Source organism: Citrobacter telavivensis (genome assembly GCA_009363175.1).
Classification (GTDB): Bacteria; Pseudomonadota; Gammaproteobacteria; order Enterobacterales; family Enterobacteriaceae; genus Citrobacter_A; species Citrobacter_A telavivensis.
In genome coordinates, this window is record CP045205.1 from 1,591,650 (window position 1) to 1,613,655 (window position 22,006).

General features: G+C 53.5%; 23 protein-coding genes. 21 read left to right on the top strand and 2 right to left on the bottom strand.

Annotated features, from left to right (window positions below):
• The 5 genes from GBC03_09715 to queE all read left to right on the top strand — a co-directional run bounded on the left by GBC03_09715 (position 1) and on the right by queE (position 5,257).
• Positions 1-324 (top strand): hypothetical protein, encoded by a 324-nt coding sequence (locus GBC03_09715; protein QFS70466.1) that lies wholly within the window; start codon positions 1-3, stop codon positions 322-324.
• 68 nt (positions 325-392) lie between these two features.
• Entirely contained in the window at positions 393-1,202 is an 810-nt protein-coding gene (mazG, locus tag GBC03_09720) for a nucleoside triphosphate pyrophosphohydrolase (GenBank protein ID QFS70467.1), read from the top strand.
• A gap of 224 nt (positions 1,203-1,426) precedes the next feature.
• A complete protein-coding gene (pyrG, locus tag GBC03_09725) occupies positions 1,427-3,064 on the top strand; it encodes a CTP synthase (glutamine hydrolyzing) (GenBank protein ID QFS70468.1) in 1,638 nt (545 codons plus the stop codon).
• A gap of 88 nt (positions 3,065-3,152) precedes the next feature.
• Positions 3,153-4,448, top strand: a complete 1,296-nt coding sequence (locus GBC03_09730) for a phosphopyruvate hydratase (protein QFS70469.1) — start codon at positions 3,153-3,155, stop codon at positions 4,446-4,448.
• A gap of 137 nt (positions 4,449-4,585) precedes the next feature.
• Positions 4,586-5,257 carry a 7-carboxy-7-deazaguanine synthase QueE gene (gene queE, locus GBC03_09735; GenBank protein ID QFS70470.1) on the top strand — a complete coding sequence of 224 codons (672 nt, stop codon included), beginning with the start codon at positions 4,586-4,588 and terminating at the stop codon, positions 5,255-5,257.
• Between the two features lie 84 nt (positions 5,258-5,341).
• On the opposite strand, the gene queD is transcribed toward queE, so the two are convergent.
• Positions 5,342-5,704: a 6-carboxytetrahydropterin synthase QueD gene (gene queD / locus GBC03_09740; GenBank protein ID QFS70471.1), complete on the bottom strand. Its 363-nt coding sequence runs from the start codon at positions 5,702-5,704 to the stop codon at positions 5,342-5,344.
• A gap of 305 nt (positions 5,705-6,009) precedes the next feature.
• Here queD and cysJ point away from each other — a divergent pair, with 305 nt between their 5' ends.
• From cysJ to GBC03_09760, 4 genes are all read left to right on the top strand, one after another.
• Positions 6,010-7,809, top strand: a complete 1,800-nt coding sequence (gene cysJ / locus GBC03_09745) for an NADPH-dependent assimilatory sulfite reductase flavoprotein subunit (protein QFS70472.1) — start codon at positions 6,010-6,012, stop codon at positions 7,807-7,809.
• Positions 7,809-9,521, top strand: coding sequence for an assimilatory sulfite reductase (NADPH) hemoprotein subunit (cysI, locus tag GBC03_09750; protein ID QFS70473.1), 1,713 nt, complete (start codon positions 7,809-7,811; stop codon positions 9,519-9,521). Before cysJ ends, cysI begins: the two co-directional genes overlap by 1 nt.
• Before the next feature lie 160 nt (positions 9,522-9,681).
• Entirely contained in the window at positions 9,682-10,416 is a 735-nt protein-coding gene (cysH, locus tag GBC03_09755; protein QFS70474.1) for a phosphoadenosine phosphosulfate reductase, read from the top strand.
• Positions 10,417-10,529: 113 nt separating this feature from the next.
• Positions 10,530-10,811, top strand: a complete 282-nt coding sequence (locus GBC03_09760) for a hypothetical protein (GenBank protein QFS70475.1) — start codon at positions 10,530-10,532, stop codon at positions 10,809-10,811.
• 100 nt (positions 10,812-10,911) lie between these two features.
• Here the strand turns inward: GBC03_09760 and GBC03_09765 are convergent, their stop codons facing one another.
• Entirely contained in the window at positions 10,912-11,949 is a 1,038-nt protein-coding gene (locus tag GBC03_09765; GenBank protein QFS70476.1) for an aminopeptidase, read from the bottom strand.
• Positions 11,950-12,223: 274 nt separating this feature from the next.
• Here GBC03_09765 and cysD point away from each other — a divergent pair, with 274 nt between their 5' ends.
• From cysD to rpoS, 12 genes are all read left to right on the top strand, one after another.
• On the top strand, positions 12,224-13,132 hold the full coding sequence (gene cysD / locus GBC03_09770) for a sulfate adenylyltransferase subunit CysD (protein QFS70477.1): 909 nt from the start codon (positions 12,224-12,226) through the stop codon (positions 13,130-13,132).
• A gap of 9 nt (positions 13,133-13,141) precedes the next feature.
• Positions 13,142-14,569 (top strand): sulfate adenylyltransferase subunit CysN, encoded by a 1,428-nt coding sequence (gene cysN / locus GBC03_09775; protein ID QFS70478.1) that lies wholly within the window; start codon positions 13,142-13,144, stop codon positions 14,567-14,569.
• Entirely contained in the window at positions 14,569-15,174 is a 606-nt protein-coding gene (gene cysC / locus GBC03_09780) for an adenylyl-sulfate kinase (protein ID QFS70479.1), read from the top strand. Before cysN ends, cysC begins: the two co-directional genes overlap by 1 nt.
• A gap of 46 nt (positions 15,175-15,220) precedes the next feature.
• Positions 15,221-15,544: a DUF3561 family protein gene (locus GBC03_09785; GenBank protein QFS70480.1), complete on the top strand. Its 324-nt coding sequence runs from the start codon at positions 15,221-15,223 to the stop codon at positions 15,542-15,544.
• Positions 15,545-15,727: 183 nt separating this feature from the next.
• Positions 15,728-16,039, top strand: coding sequence for a cell division protein FtsB (gene ftsB / locus GBC03_09790; GenBank protein QFS70481.1), 312 nt, complete (start codon positions 15,728-15,730; stop codon positions 16,037-16,039).
• Between the two features lie 18 nt (positions 16,040-16,057).
• Positions 16,058-16,768, top strand: a complete 711-nt coding sequence (gene ispD, locus GBC03_09795; GenBank protein ID QFS70482.1) for a 2-C-methyl-D-erythritol 4-phosphate cytidylyltransferase — start codon at positions 16,058-16,060, stop codon at positions 16,766-16,768.
• Positions 16,768-17,247 carry a 2-C-methyl-D-erythritol 2,4-cyclodiphosphate synthase gene (gene ispF, locus GBC03_09800; protein ID QFS70483.1) on the top strand — a complete coding sequence of 160 codons (480 nt, stop codon included), beginning with the start codon at positions 16,768-16,770 and terminating at the stop codon, positions 17,245-17,247. Before ispD ends, ispF begins: the two co-directional genes overlap by 1 nt.
• Complete coding sequence (gene truD / locus GBC03_09805) at positions 17,244-18,293, top strand: tRNA pseudouridine(13) synthase TruD (protein ID QFS70484.1); 1,050 nt, start codon at positions 17,244-17,246, stop codon at positions 18,291-18,293. Before ispF ends, truD begins: the two co-directional genes overlap by 4 nt.
• Complete coding sequence (gene surE / locus GBC03_09810) at positions 18,274-19,035, top strand: 5'/3'-nucleotidase SurE (protein ID QFS70485.1); 762 nt, start codon at positions 18,274-18,276, stop codon at positions 19,033-19,035. The genes truD and surE overlap by 20 nt, the downstream gene beginning before the upstream one ends.
• Positions 19,029-19,655 carry a protein-L-isoaspartate O-methyltransferase gene (gene pcm / locus GBC03_09815; protein ID QFS70486.1) on the top strand — a complete coding sequence of 209 codons (627 nt, stop codon included), beginning with the start codon at positions 19,029-19,031 and terminating at the stop codon, positions 19,653-19,655. Before surE ends, pcm begins: the two co-directional genes overlap by 7 nt.
• Positions 19,656-19,793: 138 nt before the next feature.
• Positions 19,794-20,921: a murein hydrolase activator NlpD gene (nlpD, locus tag GBC03_09820; GenBank protein ID QFS70487.1), complete on the top strand. Its 1,128-nt coding sequence runs from the start codon at positions 19,794-19,796 to the stop codon at positions 20,919-20,921.
• 62 nt (positions 20,922-20,983) lie between these two features.
• On the top strand, positions 20,984-21,976 hold the full coding sequence (gene rpoS / locus GBC03_09825; GenBank protein QFS70488.1) for an RNA polymerase sigma factor RpoS: 993 nt from the start codon (positions 20,984-20,986) through the stop codon (positions 21,974-21,976).
• The last annotated feature ends 30 nt before the right edge of the window (positions 21,977-22,006 follow it).

Genomic DNA, 22,006 nt, shown 5'->3' on the forward strand with positions numbered 1-22,006 from the left:
ATGGAGCAAGATATTATTTTCTTTTCAAAACCGTGGTTACCGGTCATGTTGTATTATTTAATGGGGGTAATTGTTTTTATTGGTTGTTATTTGTGGTATCGTTTCATTAAATTTCATTCAAATACGCTTTGTCGGTTTTTATTTATTATTGTAACAACGCTTTCCTGTGTCGTTCACATTGTCACTGGATACTACGATGTGGTGGGCTATCACGGCTATGGCAATAGTATTTTGCGAGCGTACTACTTAACTGATTACGAAACGATCCGTTACGGCGTTATTTTGTTCGTCACCCTGAATGGATTATTAATCTGTCGAATATAATATTAGGGGATGGCAGTCATCCAGCAACACGCTATCATGAGCGAAAGTGAAGATGATAAAGAGGCTGTATGACTGTCACCATCAATAAAACTCAAATTGACCGCCTGCTTGGCATCATGCAACGCCTGCGCGACCCGGAAACCGGCTGCCCGTGGGATAACGAACAGACTTTCGCCACGCTTGCCCCCTACACCCTTGAAGAAACCTACGAAGTACTCGACGCGATTTCTCGTGAAGATTTTGACGATCTACGCGGTGAACTGGGCGACCTGTTGTTCCAGGTGGTGTTTTACGCGCAGATAGCCCAGGAAGAGGGGCGCTTTGATTTCAATGACATTTGTGCCGCCATCAGTGACAAACTGGAGCGCCGACATCCGCACGTTTTTGCCGATGCTCAGGCTCATAACAGCAGCGAAGTGCTGGCTCGTTGGGAGCAAATTAAAACCGGCGAACGGGCACAAAAGGCGCAGCATTCTGCCCTTGATGATATTCCGCGTAGCTTACCGGCGTTAATGCGGGCACAGAAAATCCAGAAGCGTTGTTCGAATGTTGGCTTTGACTGGACGACGCTGGGCCCGGTGGTTGACAAGGTGTACGAAGAGATTGACGAGGTCATGCACGAGGCGCGGCAGGTCGTGGTCGACCAGGCTAAACTGGAAGAGGAAATGGGCGATTTGCTCTTTGCCACTGTCAATATGGCTCGTCACTTAGGCACCAAAGCGGAGACCGCCCTGCAAAAAGCCAACGAAAAGTTCGAGCGGCGTTTTCGTGAGGTCGAGCGGATTGTGGCGGCACGGGGCCTGGAAATGACGGGTGTTGATCTGGAAACCATGGAAGAAGTCTGGCAGCAGGTAAAACGGCAGGAAATTGATCTCTAAGGAGTTTGAGCGGTCAAGGGCGTTTTGTGTGATTTTTTAAATAACAAGCTCTTGATTTGCGTCAAAAACATTTACCCCAAAGGGGCTATTTTCTCACTCCCGATGTTAAATGTGAGCTGACGAAGAGGAGGGATAATGAAAGTTTGTGGCGTACGTCATGTTCGGGTATACTACTTTCCCGTCCTGGTTATTCCATCGTTTCACCCTAACTTCTCAGGTTCAGCATGACAACGAACTATATTTTTGTGACCGGCGGGGTCGTCTCCTCTCTGGGTAAAGGCATTGCCGCAGCCTCCCTCGCAGCCATTCTTGAAGCCCGTGGCCTCAACGTGACCATCATGAAACTGGATCCGTATATCAACGTCGATCCGGGTACCATGAGCCCAATCCAACACGGGGAAGTGTTCGTTACTGAAGACGGCGCTGAAACCGACCTGGACCTGGGTCATTACGAGCGTTTCATTCGCACCAAAATGAGCCGCCGCAACAACTTCACTACGGGTCGTATCTACTCTGACGTTCTGCGCAAAGAGCGTCGTGGCGACTATCTGGGGGCGACCGTACAGGTTATCCCGCACATCACCAACGCTATCAAAGAACGCGTGCTGGAAGGCGGCGAAGGCCATGACGTTGTCCTGGTTGAAATCGGTGGCACCGTCGGTGATATCGAATCTCTGCCGTTCCTTGAAGCGATTCGACAACTGGCGGTTGATATCGGTCGTGAACACGCGCTGTTCATGCACCTGACCCTGGTGCCTTACCTGGCCGCCGCGGGTGAAGTTAAAACCAAACCGACCCAGCACTCTGTGAAAGAACTGCTGTCCATCGGTATTCAGCCTGATGTCCTGATTTGTCGTTCCGATCGCACCGTTCCGGCAAATGAGCGCGCAAAAATTGCATTGTTCTGTAACGTGCCGGAAAAAGCCGTTATTTCAATGAAAGATGTCGATTCCATTTATAAAATTCCAGGCCTGTTGAAATCGCAGGGCCTGGACGATTATATTTGTAAACGATTCAGCTTGAACTGTCCGGAAGCTAACCTGTCTGAATGGGAACAGGTTATTTATGAAGAAGCGAATCCGGCAGGCGAAGTGACTATCGGCATGGTGGGCAAGTACATCGAACTGCCGGATGCCTACAAGTCCGTTATCGAAGCGCTGAAACACGGTGGCCTGAAAAATCGTGTGACCGTTAACATTAAGCTTATCGATTCGCAGGATGTTGAAACGCGTGGTGTCGAAATCCTGAAAGATTTGGACGCTATCCTGATCCCTGGCGGCTTTGGCTACCGTGGTGTGGAAGGGAAGATCGCCACTGCACGCTATGCGCGTGAGAACAATATTCCTTATCTGGGCATTTGCCTGGGTATGCAGGTTGCGTTGATTGAGTTTGCGCGTAATGTCGCCGGTATGGACAACGCCAACTCGACGGAATTTGTGCCAGACTGTAAGTACCCGGTTGTGGCGCTGATTACCGAATGGCGTGACGAAGAAGGCAACGTTGAGGTTCGTACTGAGAAGAGCGATCTCGGCGGCACGATGCGTCTGGGCGCGCAGCAGTGTCAGCTTGGCGACGATAGTCTGGTTCGTCAGCTGTACGGCGCACCGATCATTGTTGAGCGTCATCGCCATCGTTACGAAGTCAACAATATGCTGTTGAAACAGATTGAAGCTGCGGGTCTGCGTGTTGCAGGCCGTTCCGGTGATGATCAGTTGGTCGAGATCATTGAGGTACCGAATCATCCGTGGTTCGTGGCCTGTCAGTTCCATCCGGAATTTACTTCCACGCCACGTGATGGCCATCCGCTGTTTGCTGGCTTTGTGAAAGCCGCCAGCGAGCATCAGAAGCGTCAGGCGAAGTAAGAAGTAAAAAAGTTAGAACGGCAACGCGTACCAAAGGTACGCGTTGTTTGTCTGGAGTTTTAGTTTAACTTGTACTGAGGAAAACCTAATGTCCAAAATCGTTAAAGTCATCGGTCGTGAAATCATCGACTCCCGTGGTAACCCGACTGTTGAAGCCGAAGTACACCTGGAAGGTGGTTTCGTCGGTATGGCAGCAGCTCCGTCAGGTGCTTCTACGGGTTCCCGCGAAGCGCTGGAACTGCGCGATGGCGACAAATCCCGCTTCATGGGTAAAGGCGTACTGAAAGCTGTTGGCGCGGTTAACGGCCCGATTGCTCAGGCAATCCTTGGCAAAGATGCCAAAGATCAGGCTGGCATCGACAAAATCATGATCGACCTGGACGGTACTGAAAATAAATCCAACTTCGGTGCAAACGCCATCCTGGCTGTGTCTCTGGCAAACGCCAAAGCTGCTGCTGCCGCTAAAGGCATGCCGCTGTACGAGCACATCGCTGAGCTGAACGGTACTCCGGGCAAATACTCCATGCCGGTTCCGATGATGAACATCATCAACGGTGGTGAGCACGCTGACAACAACGTCGACATCCAGGAATTCATGATTCAGCCGGTTGGCGCGAAAACCCTGAAAGAAGCCGTACGTATGGGTTCTGAAGTGTTCCATAACCTGGCTAAAGTTCTGAAAGCGAAAGGCATGAACACGGCTGTGGGTGACGAAGGTGGCTACGCGCCGAACCTGGGTTCTAACGCAGAAGCGCTGGCTGTTATCGCTGAAGCGGTTAAAGCAGCAGGTTACGAGCTGGGCAAAGACATCACTCTGGCGATGGACTGTGCAGCATCTGAATTCTACAAAGACGGTAAATACGTTCTGGCGGGCGAAGGCAACAAAGCGTTCACCTCTGAAGAATTCACTCACTTCCTGGAAGACCTGACCAAACAGTACCCGATCGTTTCTATCGAAGACGGTCTGGACGAGTCTGACTGGGATGGTTTTGCTTACCAGACCAAAGTACTGGGCGACAAAATCCAGCTGGTTGGTGACGATCTGTTCGTAACCAACACCAAGATCCTGAAAGAAGGTATCGAGAAAGGCATCGTTAACTCCATCCTGATCAAATTCAACCAGATCGGTTCTCTGACCGAAACGCTGGCTGCAATCAAGATGGCGAAAGACGCTGGCTACACGGCTGTCATCTCTCACCGTTCCGGTGAAACTGAAGATGCAACCATCGCTGACCTGGCTGTTGGTACCGCTGCAGGCCAGATCAAAACCGGTTCTATGAGCCGTTCTGACCGCGTTGCTAAATACAACCAGCTGATTCGTATCGAAGAAGCGCTGGGTGAAAAAGCACCGTACAACGGTCGTAAAGAGATCAAAGGCCAGTAATTTATTACTGCCGCTTTACGCTCTGAAAAACCCGCTTCGGCGGGTTTTTTTATGCCTGCGGTTAGCGCAGCCGCTGCGCATGACCAGGAAGACGAAATCTGCGATAATTACAGATTATCCCTTTAACAGAGAACGCTATGCAGTACCCGATTAACGAGATGTTCCAGACCCTGCAAGGTGAGGGTTACTTTACCGGCGTCCCCGCCATTTTTATTCGTTTACAGGGATGCCCGGTCGGCTGTGCCTGGTGCGATACCAAACACACCTGGGATAAGCTTGAGGATCGGGAAGTTTCCCTGTACAGCATCCTGGCGAAAACCAAAGAGAGCGATAAATGGGGCGCGGCGAACAGCGAAGATCTGCTGGCCGTGATTGGTCGACAAGGGTACACCGCGCGTCATGTGGTGATTACCGGCGGCGAGCCCTGCATCCATGACCTGACGCCGCTCACTGATTTGCTGGAGAAAAATGGATTCAGCTGCCAGATAGAGACCAGCGGTACGCATGAAGTGCGCTGCACACCCAATACCTGGGTGACCGTTTCGCCGAAGGTGAACATGCGTGGTGGTTATGACGTTCTCTCACAGGCCCTGGAACGCGCGAATGAGATTAAACATCCGGTCGGTCGCGTGCGTGACATTGAAGCGCTGGACGAACTGCTTGCCACGCTGAGTGACGACAAACCGCGAGTGATTGCGCTGCAACCCATCAGTCAGAAAGAGGATGCCACACGCCTGTGCATCGAAACCTGCATCGCGCGCAACTGGCGCCTGTCGATGCAGACGCACAAATATCTGAATATTGCCTGATAAATAGCCCGGCGCGTTAACCTGTCGGGCTTATCTGTAGGCCGGATAAGACGTTTTGCGTCGCCATCCGGCAAGACGAAACGTTTACTCGCCGCGATAAACGCAGCCCGCCGTACAGGTTTCTTTCACCATTACGGCGCTCAACAGGGGGAGTGACGGTTTGACCTGATCCCAAATCCATTTTGCCAGCACTTCGCTGGTCGGATTTTCCAGACCGGGAATATCGTTCAGGTAGTAATGATCGAGCCTGTCGTAAGTTGGCTTGAACGCGGCTTTTAATTCGGCGAAATCGATAATCCAGCCTGTATGTGGACAGACTTCACCGGTGACTTCAAGGCGCACCATAAAGGAGTGTCCGTGCAGACGGCCACATTTATGCCCTTCAGGAACATGAGGCAAATGGTGAGCGGCTTCGAAGGTGAAATCTTTAAACAGGGTGGTGGTCATCTTAAACTCTCAGTCAGGCAAAAAACCGCCGTAGGGTACCGGAAAGTACATTTTTTATCATTAACTAAAACGGCTTTCCGTCGCAGATTACGTCATTCATCAACTTTATAGGAGATAACTTCATATATTTCATGTGGTTATTCAATCGTTTTTGTTGTTAATAACTATAACTAAAACAGGTTAGTCCATTTGGTTATTTGTTATTTCCATCCCTTCTTTAATTGTTACTATCACCGCCGTTACCCTTATCTTCAGTTTGGGTTTTATTGCTTAAATCCGCTTTGCTTACTGGAACATAACGACGCATGACGACACAGGCCCCACCTTCCGCTTTGCTTCCGCTGAACCCGGAGCAACTGGCCCGCCTTCAGGCGGCCACTACCGATCTCACGCCCATGCAGCTTGCATGGGTTTCTGGCTATTTCTGGGGCACGCTGAATCAGCAACCCGGCGCGACCGTTGCGACGCCGGCCCCCGTTGCTGAAATGCCGGGCATCACATTGATCTCCGCGTCACAAACGGGCAATGCGCGTCGTGTGGCAGAAGCGCTGCGTGACGACCTGCTGGCGGCAAAGCTCAGCGTCACGCTGGTGAACGCAGGCGACTACAAATTCAAACAAATCGCCAATGAGAAACTGCTGGTTGTCGTCACGTCTACCCAGGGTGAAGGCGAGCCGCCGGAAGAAGCCGTCGCGCTGCATAAGTTCCTGTTCTCTAAAAAAGCGCCGAAGCTCGAAAACACGGCATTTGCTATTTTTGGTCTGGGTGATACGTCATACGAGTTTTTCTGTCAGTCAGGCAAAGATTTTGACAGCAAACTGGCGGAACTTGGCGGTGAGCGTTTGCTGGATCGCGTTGACGCCGATGTGGAATACCAGACCGCCGCCGCCGAGTGGCGTACCCGTGTGGTCGAGGTGTTGAAATCACGTGCGCCGGTTGCGACGCAGACTCCGTCGATTGCCAGCGGAGCGGTGAATGAGATCCACTCCAGCCCCTATACTAAAGAAGCGCCGCTGAGCGCGGCGTTGTCCGGGAATCAAAAAATCACCGGCCGTGATTCAGAGAAAGATGTTCGCCATATTGAAATCGATCTCGGTGAGTCGGGTCTGCGCTACCAGCCTGGCGACGCGCTGGGCGTCTGGTATCAGAACGATCCTGCGCTGGTGAAAGAGATGGTGGAACTGGTCTGGCTGAAAGGTGATGAGCCCGTGACGGTCAATGGCCAGTCTCTGTCGCTGTCCGACGCGCTACAGTGGCATGTCGAACTGACTGTCAATACTGCCAATATCGTTGAAAACTATGCCACCTTAACGCGCAGTGAATCGCTGTTGCCGCTGGTTGGCGACAGGGCACAGTTGCAGCATTATGCGACGACAACGCCGGTTGTCGATATGCTGCGTTTTTCGCCAGCACAGCTGGATGCACAGGCGTTGGTCGACCTGTTGCGTCCGTTGACGCCGCGCCTTTACTCCATCGCGTCGTCTCAGGCTGAAGTGGAGAACGAAGTACACATCACCGTCGGTGCGGTGCGTTATGAAGTGGAAGGTCGCGCGCGCGCCGGCGGCGCATCCAGCTTCCTCGCCGATCGCGTTGAAGAAGAGGGCGAAGTGCGTGTGTTCATCGAACATAACGATAACTTCCGTCTGCCGACGAACCCTGAAACGCCGGTGATTATGATTGGTCCGGGCACGGGCATCGCGCCGTTCCGCGCCTTCATGCAGCAGCGCGCCGCTGATGAAGCGTCAGGTAAAAACTGGCTGTTTTTTGGCAATCCCCACTTTACCGAAGATTTCCTCTACCAGGTGGAATGGCAGCGTTACGTCAAAGAGGGCGTACTGAGCCGTATCGATCTCGCCTGGTCACGAGATCAAAAAGAAAAAGTGTATGTACAAGACAAACTGCGCGAACAGGGCGCAGAACTGTGGCGCTGGATTAATGACGGTGCGCATATTTATGTCTGCGGCGACGCTAATCGCATGGCGAAAGACGTTGAGCTGGCATTGCTGGAAGTGATTGCTGAATTCGGCGCGATGGACGCGGAATCAGCGGATGAATTTTTAAGTGAGCTGCGCGTTGAGCGCCGTTATCAGCGAGATGTCTACTAATGAGCGAAAAACATCCAGGGCCCCTGGTGGTCGAAGGTAAACTGACGGACGCCGAGCGCATGAAGCTGGAAAGCAACTATCTGCGCGGCACCATTGCTGAGGATCTGAATGACGGTCTCACCGGCGGTTTTAAAGGTGATAACTTCCTGCTGATCCGTTTTCACGGCATGTACCAACAGGATGACCGTGATATCCGCGCCGAGCGTGCAGAACAGAAGCTGGAGCCGCGTCACGCGATGCTGCTTCGCTGCCGTCTGCCGGGCGGTGTCATTACCACCAAACAGTGGCAGGCGATTGATAAGTTTGCCCATGACAACACCATTTATGGCAGCATTCGCCTGACCAACCGGCAGACGTTTCAGTTCCACGGGATCCTGAAGAAGAACGTGAAGCCGGTGCACCAGATGCTGCACTCCGTTGGGCTGGACGCGCTGGCAACCGCCAACGACATGAACCGTAACGTGCTGTGCACCTCGAACCCGTACGAGTCAGAGCTGCATGCCGAAGCTTACGAATGGGCGAAAAAGATATCCGAGCATCTGCTGCCGCGTACCCGCGCCTATGCTGAAATTTGGCTCGATCAGGAAAAAGTCGCGACCACCGATGAGGAGCCGATCCTCGGTCAGACCTATCTGCCGCGTAAGTTCAAAACCACGGTGGTGATCCCGCCGCAGAACGATATCGATCTGCATGCTAACGACATGAACTTTGTCGCGGTTGCGGAAAATGGCAAGCTGGTGGGCTTTAACCTGTTGGTGGGCGGCGGTCTTTCCATCGAGCACGGTAACAAGAAAACCTACGCCCGTACGGCGAGCGAATTTGGCTATCTGCCGCTGGAGCACACGCTGGCTGTGGCGGAAGCCGTTGTCACCACGCAGCGTGACTGGGGTAACCGTACTGACCGTAAAAATGCGAAAACCAAATATACGCTGGAACGCGTGGGAGTCGAGACATTCAAAGCGGAAGTGGAACGTCGTGCCGGCATCAAATTCGAACCGATTCGTCCGTACGAATTTACCGGTCGTGGCGATCGTATTGGCTGGGTGAAGGGCATCGACAATAAATGGCATCTGACGCTGTTTATCGAAAATGGTCGAATTCTCGATTATCCGGGACGTCCGCTGAAAACGGGCCTGCTGGAGATTTCGAAAATCCATAAAGGCGAGTTTCGTATTACCGCGAATCAGAATCTGATTATCGCGGGTGTACCGGAGAGCCAGAAGGCGAAGATTGAGAAGATCGCGCAAGTGAGCGGCCTGATGAACATGGTGACGCCGCAGCGTGAAAACTCCATGGCCTGCGTGTCTTTCCCAACCTGTCCGCTGGCGATGGCGGAGGCCGAGCGCTTCCTGCCGACGTTTATCGATAAAATTGATGGTTTGATGGCGAAGCATCATGTCAGTGACGAGCATATCGTAATGCGTGTGACGGGTTGCCCGAACGGCTGCGGCCGCGCGATGCTGGCAGAAGTCGGGCTGGTCGGGAAAGCGCCGGGACGCTACAACCTGCATCTTGGCGGTAACCGAATCGGCACGCGTATCCCGCGGATGTTCAAAGAGAACATCACCGAACCGGAAATTCTCGACTCGCTGGACGAACTGATTGGGCGCTGGGCGAAAGAGCGAGAAGCGGGTGAAGGCTTCGGCGACTTTACGGTGCGTGCGGGCATTATTCGCCCGGTGCTCGATCCTGCCCGGGATTTCTGGGAATAACGTCTTATTGCCGGATGGCGGCGTGAACGCCTTATCCGGCCTACGGATTTTGTAGACGCCCGGTGGCCGTTGTAGGCCTGATAAGCGAAGCGCCATCAGATAAAGCCGTTGTAGGCCTGATAAGCGAAGCGCCATCAGGCAGTCAAACAGTGAGGAACTTATGTCCAGACTCGATCTACACGCTCTGAACGCGCTGCCGAAAGTGGAGCGCGTGATGGCACTGGCTGAAACCAACAGCCAACTGGAAAAACTTGACGCTGAGGGGCGGGTAGCCTGGGCGCTGGAGAATTTGCCTGGCGAATACGTCCTTTCATCAAGCTTCGGGATTCAGGCGGCGGTGAGTCTGCATCTGGTCAATCAGATCCGCCCGGATATCCCGGTGATCCTGACCGATACCGGCTATCTTTTCCCGGAAACCTACCAGTTTATTGATGAGTTAACGGACAAGCTCAAACTGAATCTGAAGGTTTATCGCGCCCCCGAAAGCGCCGCCTGGCAGGAAGCACGTTATGGCAAACTGTGGGAGCAGGGCGTGGAAGGCATTGAGAAATACAATGAGATCAACAAAGTCGAACCGATGAACCGGGCGCTGCAGGAACTCAATGCGCAAACCTGGTTTGCGGGGTTGCGTCGCGAACAGTCCGGTAGTCGTGCGCATCTGCCCGTGCTGGCTATCCAGCGTGGGGTCTTTAAAGTGCTGCCAATTATCGACTGGGACAACCGCACGGTTTATCAGTACCTGCAAAAGCACGGGCTGAAGTATCACCCGTTGTGGGATCAGGGCTATCTTTCCGTGGGGGATACACATACCACGCGCAAATGGGAACCCGGCATGGCAGAAGAAGAGACACGTTTCTTTGGGTTGAAGCGTGAGTGCGGACTGCACGAAGGCTAAAATAAAAATCTGAAAATATTATCCCGGGCTGTTTTATAAATCGCTTTGTTTTACCCTTGGTGACGTTATTGCCGGAGGCAGTGACGTCAATTTAAAACTGAGGGATTAAATAAATGAAAAAGATTTTTTTTGTTGTGATGCTAACTCTGGTGTCTGGTTCTTCTTTTGCAGCAATTACTGATACTTGTCAGCAATACTTTGATGATGTTGATGCGTTGATTGTTCAGGCATCAAAAACCAGCGATCAGGCTAAACAGCAGATGGAAGCAATGAAACCTCAACTGGAGGAGGCTAAGAAGCAACTCGCAGGATTACCGGCTGAAAATCAGGATGCTGGCTGTAAACAAGGCGCTGCTGCGCTGGTACAAATGAAGCAGTCCATGGGCATCCAATAATTTATTATAAAAGAGCGTAATGGAAATAAACGACGCTCAGAATGGTGTCACTCTTCGCGTCTTTTGCCGGATAGCAATATCGCTTTATCCGGCCGTATGATTAGCTCGCTTTCGCTAATTCTTTCACCAGCGGCAGCATAATGCGCATGACGTCGCGATTGCGATGTTCAATACGTCCAGGCAGGGCTTTATCAATATGCTGTTGATTATCCAGACGTACGTCGTGCCAGCTATTTCCTGCCGGGAAAGAGGCGGTTTTGGCGCGCTGCTGGTAACCATCTTTCTTGCCGAGATTCCAGTTCGTCGCCTCGACGGAAAGCACCGAAATTCCCGCTTTATCGAAAACCTCTGCGTCGTTGCAACAACCGGTGCCTTTTGGATAATCCTTATTCAGGCCAGGATTAGTGGTAGCGACAATACCATGACTGCGCGCGAGAGCTAATGCCCGGTCGCGGGTTAATTTGCGCACGGCTTCCGGGGTATTTTGCCCACTATTAAAATACAACTTATCGCCGACGATCAGGTTATCGAGGTTAATCACCAACAGTGTGTTTTTCTTCTCGGCCGCGCTCATGCGTTTGAGCAGGTTTTCGGCCCCCAGTTTTCCCTCTTCCTCGCCGCTGGTGGCAATAAAGCGAATACCGTATTCGGTAGGCACATTTTTCAGGCGTTCTGCCAGTTCGAGCATAACGCCCAGTCCGGCGGCGTTATCATCCACACCTTGCAGTGTCAGACCGCCAAGATTTGCATCGCTATCGGTGTCACTTTGTGGGGCGTAGGTGTCCAGATGCGCCATGATAATAATCTGCTGCGGGGCTTTGCCTTCATGGGCGGCAATGACGGTACTGCCGGTCACGTTATGCCAGTTTTTGCGGTTATTTTTAGCGGTATAAATGTAGCGACTGTTGAACGTGCGGATATCGCTGCGATAGCCCATTTGCTCAAACTGCTGGCGTAAATAGTCGGCAGACAACATTTCTGCCGGGGAACCGGTCATCCTTCCCGGGAAAACGGTCGCAATATGACGGGTCTGCGTTGTCGCAAAATCGCCCGGTTTTGGGGATGACGCCTGAGCGGGGACAATAAAGCATACGCCGAGCGCCAGGAGAGCAGAAAGACGGCGCGTTGCGGAAAACATAGTGAATCCTTAATAGCCAGCGGGGGAAACCCTGAATACAAAGCAAAAATTTTAATCCATCTAGTATGAAACGGTGACCTCGCTAAGACAATTTCATTTGCTCTTAAATGCCCGAATTCCGGCGGGTTAAGCACTTTTTGATATTTGCTTTGCCAGATCGTTATTCCTTTGAGGAACTACTCATTCCAATTCGTAATTTCATTCGTTCTCCTGCGCTCCCTATAGTCGGGTTATCTGACGTGCTCGACATTCGCGGTATTGTAAAGGAACGGTTATGGACCAAAAACGACTCACCCACCTGCGACAGCTGGAGGCCGAAAGCATCCACATCATTCGCGAGGTGGCGGCTGAATTCTCTAACCCGGTAATGCTGTACTCCATCGGCAAGGATTCCAGCGTCATGCTGCATCTTGCCCGTAAGGCATTCTATCCGGGGTCGTTGCCGTTCCCGTTGCTGCATGTCGATACCGGCTGGAAGTTCCGCGAGATGTATGAATTCCGCGATCGTACTGCCAAAGCGTACGGCTGCGAGCTGCTGGTGCATAAAAACCCGGAAGGGGTGGCGATGGGCATCAACCCGTTTGTCCACGGCAGCGCCAAGCACACCGACATCATGAAAACAGAAGGACTGAAGCAGGCGCTGAACAAATACGGTTTTGACGCCGCATTTGGCGGCGCGCGTCGCGATGAAGAAAAGTCGCGGGCGAAAGAGCGCATCTACTCCTTTCGCGACCGCTTTCACCGCTGGGACCCTAAAAACCAGCGTCCTGAACTGTGGCACAACTACAACGGGCAGATTAACAAAGGCGAAAGCATCCGCGTTTTCCCGCTCTCCAACTGGACCGAACAGGATATCTGGCAGTACATCTGGCTGGAAAACATTGAGATCGTCCCGCTGTATCTGGCGGCAGAGCGCCCGGTACTGGAGCGCGATGGCATGTTAATGATGATCGATGACGATCGCATCGACCTGCAGCCCGGCGAGATGATCAAAAAACAGATGGTTCGTTTCCGTACCCTCGGCTGCTGGCCGCTGACCGGCGCCGTGGAGTCAAACGCGCAAACGCTGCCGGAAATTATTGAAGAGATGCTGGTCTCGACCACCAGTGAACGTCAGGGCCGCGTGATTGACCGCGACCAGGCGGGCTCTATGGAGCTGAAGAAACGTCAGGGGTATTTCTAAGGAGCCGCCATGAACACCACACTTGCACAACAAATCGCCAATGAAGGCGGCGTCGAAGCCTGGATGGTCGCCCAACAACATAAAAGTCTGCTGCGCTTTTTAACCTGCGGCAGCGTGGATGACGGCAAAAGCACGTTGATCGGTCGCCTGTTGCACGATACGCGTCAGATTTATGAAGATCAGTTGTCATCGCTGCACAACGACAGTAAACGCCACGGTACGCAGGGAGAGAAGCTGGATCTGGCGCTGCTGGTGGATGGCCTGCAGGCCGAGCGCGAGCAGGGGATTACCATTGACGTGGCGTATCGCTATTTCTCTACCGAGAAGCGTAAATTTATCATTGCCGATACCCCTGGGCATGAGCAATACACCCGCAATATGGCGACCGGCGCATCAACCTGCGATCTGGCGATCCTGCTGATCGACGCCCGTAAAGGCGTGTTGGATCAGACTCGTCGTCACAGCTTCATCTCAACGCTGCTGGGGATCAAACACCTGGTGGTGGCGATCAACAAAATGGATCTGGTCGACTACAGCGAAGAGACTTTTGCACGCATTCGCGAAGATTATCTGACCTTTGCTGAACAGTTGCCGGGCAATCTGGATATCCGCTTTGTGCCACTTTCTGCGCTGGAAGGTGACAACGTGGCCTCCCAGAGCACCAGTATGCCGTGGTACAGCGGCCCGACCTTACTTGAAGTGCTGGAGACGGTTGAGATCCAGCGTGTGGTCGACAGCCAGCCAATGCGCTTCCCTGTGCAGTACGTAAACCGTCCGAACCTCGATTTTCGGGGCTATTCCGGCACATTGGCCTCTGGTCGCGTTAAGGTGGGACAGCGCGTGAAGGTGCTGCCATCCGGCGTGGAATCAAGCGTGGCGCGGATCGTCACTTTTGATGGCGATCTGGACGAAGCCTTTGCCGGTGAAGCCATTACCCTCGTCCTGAAAGACGAGATTGATATCAGCCGTGGCGATCTGCTGCTGGCGGCGGACGAAAGCCTGCCGGCGGTACAGCACGCTGCTGTCGATGTGGTCTGGATGGCGGAACAGCCGTTGGCGCCGGGACAAAGTTACGAAATCAAAATCGCGGGCAAAAAGACCCGTGCGCGCGTTGATAACGTTCAGTATCAGGTGGATATCAACAATCTGACGCAGCGTGAGGTGGACAATCTGCCGCTGAACGGCATTGGTCTGGTGAATCTGACCTTTGATGAGCCGCTGGTACTGGATACTTATCAGCAGAACCCGGTGACCGGCGGGCTGATTTTTATTGATCGTCTGAGTAACGTCACCGTGGGTGCCGGTATGGTCCGCGAACCGATTGTGCAGGAGACCGCTGCGCCGTCAGAATTCAGCGCCTTTGAGCTGGAGCTGAATGCGCTGGTGCGTCGTCACTTCCCGCACTGGGGCGCTCGCGATCTGCTGGGAGGGAAATAATGGCGCAGCATGACGAAAACATCGTCTGGCATGCCCATCCCGTCACGCCGCAACAGCGCGAGCAACACCACGGTCATCGTGGTGCTGTGCTGTGGTTTACCGGGCTGTCGGGGTCCGGTAAATCGTCGATCGCCGGTGCGCTGGAAGAGGCGCTGCATCAACGGGGCGTCAGTACCTATCTGCTGGATGGCGATAACGTTCGCCATGGCCTGTGCAGCGATCTGGGGTTCAGCGATGCCGATCGTAAAGAGAACATCCGTCGCGTGGGCGAAGTGGCAAACCTGATGGCGGATGCCGGTCTGGTGGTGCTGACGGCGTTCATTTCTCCGTACCGCGCGGAGCGGCAGATGGTGCGTGAGCGCGTCGGTGAAGGACGCTTCATTGAAGTGTTCGTGGATACGCCGCTGGAAATCTGCGAGGCCCGCGATCCGAAAGGATTATATAAAAAAGCGCGCGCCGGCGAGTTGCGCAATTTCACCGGAATTGATTCCGTATACGAAGCGCCTGAATCGCCTGAGGTTCATCTTAATGGCGAACAATTAGTAACAAATTTGGTCGCCCAATTATTAGACCTGCTCAGACAGAGCGATATTATCAGATCCTGAGACACCTGACTTGTGTGTACAGTCAGTCAAGGTTACAGGATTTAATATGCGCGATAGCCAGAACATCACACTCACAACGACAGACGCGTTTGCTACTGATGACGAAACCACCTGGTCGCTGCCGGGCGCCGTGGTGGGTTTCGTGTCATGGTTGCTGGCGTTGGGGATCCCCTTTCTGGTGTATGGCCCTAACACATTGTTTTTCTTCATCTACACCTGGCCTTTCTTCCTGGCGCTGATGCCCGTTGCGGTCGTCGTGGGTATCGCGCTGCATTCCCTGCTCAACGGCAAATTGCGCTACAGCATTATCATAACCCTGCTGACCGTTTGCGCGATGTTCGGCGCATTGTTTATGTGGCTGCTGGGCTAAAGCGCGACCACTGTCCATAATTCAAACCGTAACTAACAATGAGATGATGTTCTCAGGGTTCTGGGTATACGTTATAAAGGGCAATTGTGGTACATTTGCCCGCGTTGTTGCGGCTTTCCCGCCCGCAAACGTCGTGTCGTTTGCGGAAGTATGGGAGGATGATGCCGTTTTTCAGGGGGCAGGATGGGTAAACTAACGCTGCTGTTGCTGGCTTTACTGGTCTGGCTACAGTATTCGCTGTGGTTCGGTAAGAACGGCATACATGATTACAGTCGCGTCAATGATGACGTGGCGGCGCAGCAGGCGACAAACGCCAAACTTAAAGCACGTAACGATCAGCTCTTTGCCGAAATTGACGATCTCAATGGCGGTCAGGAGGCTATCGAGGAGCGTGCACGCAACGAACTCAGCATGACTAAGCCGGGCGAAACGTTTTATCGTCTGGTGCCCGACGCGTCTAAACGCGCGCAAACTGCGGGGCAAAATACTCGTTAAACCAGCCCAGGAAATCACATGGCAGCCACTTTTTTGGATGTTTGCGCCGTGGTGCCGGCGGCCGGATTTGGCCGCCGTATGCAAACGGAATGTCCGAAGCAATATCTCTCAGTCGGTAATAAAACCATTCTCGAACACTCGGTCTCTGCGCTGCTGGCGCATCCCCGGGTGACCCGCGTGATCATCGCTATCAGCCCTGGCGACAGCCGCTTTGCTCAACTTCCTCTGGCGCAGCATCCGCACATTACCGTCGTGGACGGGGGAAATGAACGGGCAGACTCCGTGCTGGCTGGATTACAGGCCGCCGGAAACGCTGAATGGGTGCTGGTGCATGATGCGGCGCGTCCCTGTCTGCATCAGGATGATTTAGCGCGCCTGCTGGCGATTAGCGAAACCAGCCGCACCGGCGGGATCCTCGCCGTACCGGTGCGCGACACCATGAAACGCGCGGAGCCGGGCAAAACGGCTATCGCCCATACCGTTGAACGCAACGATTTATGGCACGCGCTGACGCCGCAATTTTTCCCTCGTGAACTGCTGCATGACTGCCTGACGCGTGCGCTGAATGAAGGGGCGACCATCACCGATGAAGCGTCGGCGCTGGAATATTGCGGCTTCCATCCACAGCTTGTTGAAGGACGAGCTGATAACATCAAAGTGACGCGTCCGGAAGATTTAGCGCTGGCTGAATTTTATCTGACCCGAACAATCCATCTGGAGGATGCATAATGCGAATTGGACACGGTTTTGACGTACACGCCTTTGGCGGTGAAGGCCCAATTATCATTGGTGGCGTGCGCATCCCGTATGAAAAGGGGCTGCTGGCGCATTCTGATGGCGATGTTGCGCTGCATGCGCTCACCGACGCGCTGCTTGGCGCGGCGGCGCTGGGTGACATTGGCAAGCTGTTTCCGGATACCGATCCGGCGTTTAAAGGCGCGGACAGTCGCGAGTTGCTGCGTGAAGCCTGGCGTCGGATCCAGGCCAAAGGCTACGCCCTGGGCAACGTCGATGTGACTATTATTGCTCAGGCACCGAAGATGCTGCCGCACATTCCGCAAATGCGCGTGTTTATTGCTGAAGATCTCGGTTGTCACATGGATGATGTGAACGTGAAAGCAACCACCACTGAAAAACTCGGTTTTACCGGGCGTGGGGAAGGGATTGCCTGCGAAGCGGTGGCGTTACTCATTAAGGCCGCGAAATGACAGAGTTTGATAATCTCACGTATCTCCACGGAAAACCGCAAAGCACTGGGTTGCTGAAAGCCAGTCCGGAAGATTTTGTGGTGGTCGAAGATTTAGGTTTCGAACCGGATGGCGAAGGTGAGCACATTCTGGTGCGTATTCTCAAAAGCGGCTGTAATACCCGTTTTGTCGCCGACGCGCTGGCGAAGTTTCTGAAAATTCATGTCCGCGAAGTGAGCTTCGCCGGGCAAAAGGATAAGCATGCGGTCACTGAACAGTGGCTATGCGCGCGCGTACCGGGTAAAGAAATGCCCGACCTGAGCGCTTTCCAGCTTGAAGGCTGCAAGGTGCTGGAATACGCACGTCACAAACGCAAGCTACGTTTAGGCGCGCTGAAGGGCAATGCGTTCACGCTGGTGCTGCGCGAAGTCAGCCATCGTGACGAGGTAGAATCTCGTCTGCAGGCGATAAACACCGGCGGTGTACCAAACTATTTTGGCGCTCAGCGTTTTGGCATTGGCGGCAGCAATCTGCAAGGCGCGCTGCGCTGGGCGCAAAGCGATGCGCCTGTGCGGGATCGCAATAAACGCAGTTTTTGGTTGTCGGCGGCCCGCAGTGCGTTGTTTAATCAAATTGTCAGCGAGCGTCTGAAAAAAACAGACTTTAATCAAGTTGTTGACGGCGATGCGCTACAATTAGCGGGACGCGGAAGCTGGTTTGTCGCCACACAAGAAGAATTGGCGGAATTACAGCGTCGTGTCGATGAAAAAGAATTGATGGTGACGGCTTCGCTTCCCGGCAGCGGCGAGTGGGGAACCCAGCGGGATGCGCTGGCGTTCGAACAGTCCGCGATTGCCGAAGAGTGCGAGTTGCAGTCACTGCTGCTGCGCGAAAAAGTCGAGGCTTCTCGAAGAGCGATGCTGCTCTATCCGCAGCAATTAAGCTGGAACTGGTGGGATGATGTCACTGTTGAGTTACGTTTTTGGCTGCCCGCGGGGAGCTTCGCCACCAGCGTTGTGAGGGAACTGATCAACACAATGGGTGATTATGCGCATATTGCTGAGTAACGATGATGGGGTCCACGCGCCCGGTATACAAACGCTGGCAAAAGCCCTGCGGGAGTTTGCTGACGTACAGGTCGTCGCCCCGGATCGGAACCGCAGTGGCGCGTCAAACTCGCTGACGCTTGAATCTTCTCTCCGGACGTTTACCTTTGAAAACGGCGACATCGCCGTGCAGATGGGGACGCCCACCGACTGTGTTTATCTGGGCGTCAATGCGCTCATGCGTCCGCGTCCAGATATTGTGGTGTCAGGAATTAACGCCGGCCCTAACCTGGGGGATGACGTTATTTATTCCGGCACCGTCGCGGCGGCGATGGAAGGGCGTCATCTTGGTTTTCCTGCGCTTGCCGTATCGTTAGACGGACATCAGCATTACGAGACTGCTGCGGCCATCACCTGTCGGATCTTACGCGCACTGCGTCGGGAACCGCTGCGTACCGGGCGGATCCTCAACATCAACGTGCCCGACTTACCGCTGGAGCAGATCAAAGGCATCCGCGTGACGCGCTGCGGTAGCCGTCATCCGGCAGACAAAGTGATCCCGCAGGAAGATCCGCGCGGTAACACGTTGTACTGGATTGGCCCACCGGGCGATAAATGCGACGCCGGGCCTGATACCGATTTTGCGGCCGTAGATGAAGGTTACGTGTCCATTACGCCGTTGCATGTGGATTTAACCGCGCACAGCGCGCATGATGTGGTTTCCGACTGGTTAGATAGCGTGGGAGTTGGCACGCAATGGTAAGCAGACGCGTACAGACGCTTCTTGAACAATTGCGCGCGCAGGGGATTCGCGATGAGCAGGTGCTTAATGCCCTGGCCGCGGTGCCGCGTGAGAAATTTATTGATGAAGCGTTTGAACATAAGGCCTGGGACAATATCGCGTTGCCGATAGGTCAGGGACAGACGATTTCGCAACCGTACATGGTGGCGCGAATGACCGAACTGCTCGAACTGACCCCGCAGTCGCGGGTGCTGGAAATTGGCACCGGTTCCGGGTATCAGACGGCGATACTGGCGCATCTGGTACAGCAGGTTTGTTCCGTCGAACGCATTAAAGGTCTGCAATGGCAGGCGCGTCGCCGTCTGAAGCAGCTCGATTTACACAATGTTTCAACTCGTCACGGTGATGGATGGCAAGGCTGGCAGGCACGCGCGCCATTTGACGCTATTATTGTGACGGCAGCTCCGCCGGAAATTCCGACCGCGTTGATGACGCAACTGGATGAAGGCGGCATTCTCGTCTTGCCCGTGGGGGATGAGCATCAGTTTCTGAAACGGGTGCGTCGTCGGGGCGGCGAATTTATTATCGACACCGTGGAGGCGGTACGTTTTGTTCCCTTAGTAAAAGGGGAACTCGCGTAAGACGCGGTTCCGAATACCTGGAGTTTTCCTGGAGTTTTTGGAACGGGTCAGCGTATCGTGGTCACATTTTCCAGTGCCCATTTGCTGTCTGCACGATTATACGTCACTGGTTGTTAACCAATTTTTCCTGGGGGATAAATGAGCGCGGGAAGCCCAAAATTCACCGTTAGCCGCATTGCGGCACTGTCACTGGTTTCGCTATGGCTGGCGGGTTGTTCAAATTCATCGAATCCGCCTGCGCCGGTAAGCTCAGTCAATGGTAATGCCCCGGCGAATACCAGTTCCGGTATGCTGATCACGCCGCCACCGAAGATGGGGACGTCGTCATCCGCCTCGCAGACACCACAAATTCAACCGGTGCAGCGCCCGACGACGCAACCGACGCACGTTCAGCCGGTAGCCGAGCAACCCGTGCAGATGGAAAACGGACGAATTGTCTACAACCGCCAGTATGGGAACATTCCGAAAGGTAGCTACAGCGGCGGCAGCACCTACACCGTTAAAAAAGGCGACACGCTTTTTTACATCGCCTGGATAACCGGGAACGATTTCCGTGACCTGGCGCAGCGCAACAATGTCCAGGCACCGTATGGCCTGAACGTCGGACAAACGCTACAGGTAGGTAACGCATCAGGTGCGCCAATTACCGGTGGTAATGCGATTACCCGGGCCGATGCAGCAGAGCAAGGAGTTGTGACCAGGCCTGCACAAAATTCCGCCGTTGCTGTTGCGTCTAAACCGACAATTACGTATTCTGAGGATTCAGGTGAACAAAGTGCTAACAAAATGTTGCCGAACAACAAGCCTGCTGGGACAGTCGTCACAGCGCCTGTAACGGCTCCAGCAGTTAGTGCAACCGAATCGACAGCAAGCAGTTCGTCTACCAGTTCGCCAATCTCCACATGGCGCTGGCCGACTGACGGCAAAGTGATCGAGAACTTTGGGGCTTCCGAGGGAGGCAATAAAGGGATCGACATTGCGGGCAGTAAGGGACAGGCTATTATCGCGACCGCCGATGGGCGCGTGGTCTATGCCGGTAACGCTCTGCGCGGTTACGGTAATCTTATTATCATCAAACACAACGATGATTACCTGAGTGCCTACGCTCATAACGATACAATGCTGGTCCGGGAACAACAAGAAGTGAAGGCAGGACAAAAAATAGCGACGATGGGTAGCACCGGAACCAGTTCTACACGTTTGCATTTTGAAATTCGTTACAAGGGGAAATCCGTAAACCCGCTGCGTTATTTACCGCAGCGATAAAGCGGCGGAACCAGGCTGACACTTGCTAGTTCCGTCAAGGGATCACGGGTAGGAGCCACCTTATGAGTCAGAATACGCTGAAAGTTCATGATTTAAATGAAGATGCGGAGTTTGATGAGAACGGAGTTGAGGTTTTTGACGAAAAAGCCTTAGTTGAAGAGGAACCCAGTGATAACGATTTGGCTGAAGAAGAGCTGTTATCGCAGGGGGCCACACAGCGTGTGTTGGACGCGACTCAGCTTTACCTTGGTGAGATTGGTTATTCGCCACTGTTAACGGCCGAAGAAGAAGTGTATTTTGCGCGTCGCGCACTGCGTGGAGATGTCGCCTCTCGCCGTCGGATGATTGAAAGTAACCTGCGTCTGGTGGTGAAAATTGCCCGCCGTTATGGCAATCGTGGTCTGGCGCTGCTGGATCTGATTGAAGAGGGCAATCTGGGGCTTATCCGTGCCGTCGAGAAGTTTGACCCGGAACGCGGGTTCCGCTTCTCAACATACGCAACCTGGTGGATTCGCCAGACGATTGAACGGGCTATTATGAACCAAACCCGTACTATTCGACTGCCGATTCATATTGTTAAAGAGCTGAACGTCTATCTGCGTACCGCGCGTGAGTTGTCCCATAAACTGGACCACGAACCCAGCGCGGAAGAAATTGCAGAGCAACTGGATAAGCCGGTTGATGACGTTAGCCGTATGCTTCGTCTTAACGAGCGCATTACCTCGGTAGACACCCCGTTGGGTGGCGATTCCGAAAAAGCGTTGCTGGATATCCTGGCCGATGAGAAAGAGAACGGTCCGGAAGACACCACGCAAGATGACGATATGAAACAGAGCATCGTCAAATGGCTGTTCGAACTGAACGCCAAACAGCGTGAAGTGCTGGCACGTCGTTTCGGTCTGCTGGGTTATGAAGCGGCGACACTGGAAGATGTAGGCCGTGAAATCGGTCTGACTCGTGAACGTGTTCGTCAGATTCAGGTTGAAGGCCTACGCCGTCTGCGTGAAATCCTGCAGACTCAGGGGCTGAATATCGAAGCGCTGTTCCGCGAGTAAGTACTGTTCTAACAAGAAAGGCCAGCCTCT

Coding starts and splice junctions, on each gene's coding strand:
- GBC03_09715 (QFS70466.1), top strand. CDS start 1: ATGGAGCAAGATATTATTTTCTTTTCAAAACCGTGGTTACCGGTCATG.
- mazG (QFS70467.1), top strand. CDS start 393: ATGACTGTCACCATCAATAAAACTCAAATTGACCGCCTGCTTGGCATC.
- pyrG (QFS70468.1), top strand. CDS start 1,427: ATGACAACGAACTATATTTTTGTGACCGGCGGGGTCGTCTCCTCTCTG.
- GBC03_09730 (QFS70469.1), top strand. CDS start 3,153: ATGTCCAAAATCGTTAAAGTCATCGGTCGTGAAATCATCGACTCCCGT.
- queE (QFS70470.1), top strand. CDS start 4,586: ATGCAGTACCCGATTAACGAGATGTTCCAGACCCTGCAAGGTGAGGGT.
- queD (QFS70471.1), bottom strand. CDS start 5,704: ATGACCACCACCCTGTTTAAAGATTTCACCTTCGAAGCCGCTCACCAT.
- cysJ (QFS70472.1), top strand. CDS start 6,010: ATGACGACACAGGCCCCACCTTCCGCTTTGCTTCCGCTGAACCCGGAG.
- cysI (QFS70473.1), top strand. CDS start 7,809: ATGAGCGAAAAACATCCAGGGCCCCTGGTGGTCGAAGGTAAACTGACG.
- cysH (QFS70474.1), top strand. CDS start 9,682: ATGTCCAGACTCGATCTACACGCTCTGAACGCGCTGCCGAAAGTGGAG.
- GBC03_09760 (QFS70475.1), top strand. CDS start 10,530: ATGAAAAAGATTTTTTTTGTTGTGATGCTAACTCTGGTGTCTGGTTCT.
- GBC03_09765 (QFS70476.1), bottom strand. CDS start 11,949: ATGTTTTCCGCAACGCGCCGTCTTTCTGCTCTCCTGGCGCTCGGCGTA.
- cysD (QFS70477.1), top strand. CDS start 12,224: ATGGACCAAAAACGACTCACCCACCTGCGACAGCTGGAGGCCGAAAGC.
- cysN (QFS70478.1), top strand. CDS start 13,142: ATGAACACCACACTTGCACAACAAATCGCCAATGAAGGCGGCGTCGAA.
- cysC (QFS70479.1), top strand. CDS start 14,569: ATGGCGCAGCATGACGAAAACATCGTCTGGCATGCCCATCCCGTCACG.
- GBC03_09785 (QFS70480.1), top strand. CDS start 15,221: ATGCGCGATAGCCAGAACATCACACTCACAACGACAGACGCGTTTGCT.
- ftsB (QFS70481.1), top strand. CDS start 15,728: ATGGGTAAACTAACGCTGCTGTTGCTGGCTTTACTGGTCTGGCTACAG.
- ispD (QFS70482.1), top strand. CDS start 16,058: ATGGCAGCCACTTTTTTGGATGTTTGCGCCGTGGTGCCGGCGGCCGGA.
- ispF (QFS70483.1), top strand. CDS start 16,768: ATGCGAATTGGACACGGTTTTGACGTACACGCCTTTGGCGGTGAAGGC.
- truD (QFS70484.1), top strand. CDS start 17,244: ATGACAGAGTTTGATAATCTCACGTATCTCCACGGAAAACCGCAAAGC.
- surE (QFS70485.1), top strand. CDS start 18,274: ATGCGCATATTGCTGAGTAACGATGATGGGGTCCACGCGCCCGGTATA.
- pcm (QFS70486.1), top strand. CDS start 19,029: ATGGTAAGCAGACGCGTACAGACGCTTCTTGAACAATTGCGCGCGCAG.
- nlpD (QFS70487.1), top strand. CDS start 19,794: ATGAGCGCGGGAAGCCCAAAATTCACCGTTAGCCGCATTGCGGCACTG.
- rpoS (QFS70488.1), top strand. CDS start 20,984: ATGAGTCAGAATACGCTGAAAGTTCATGATTTAAATGAAGATGCGGAG.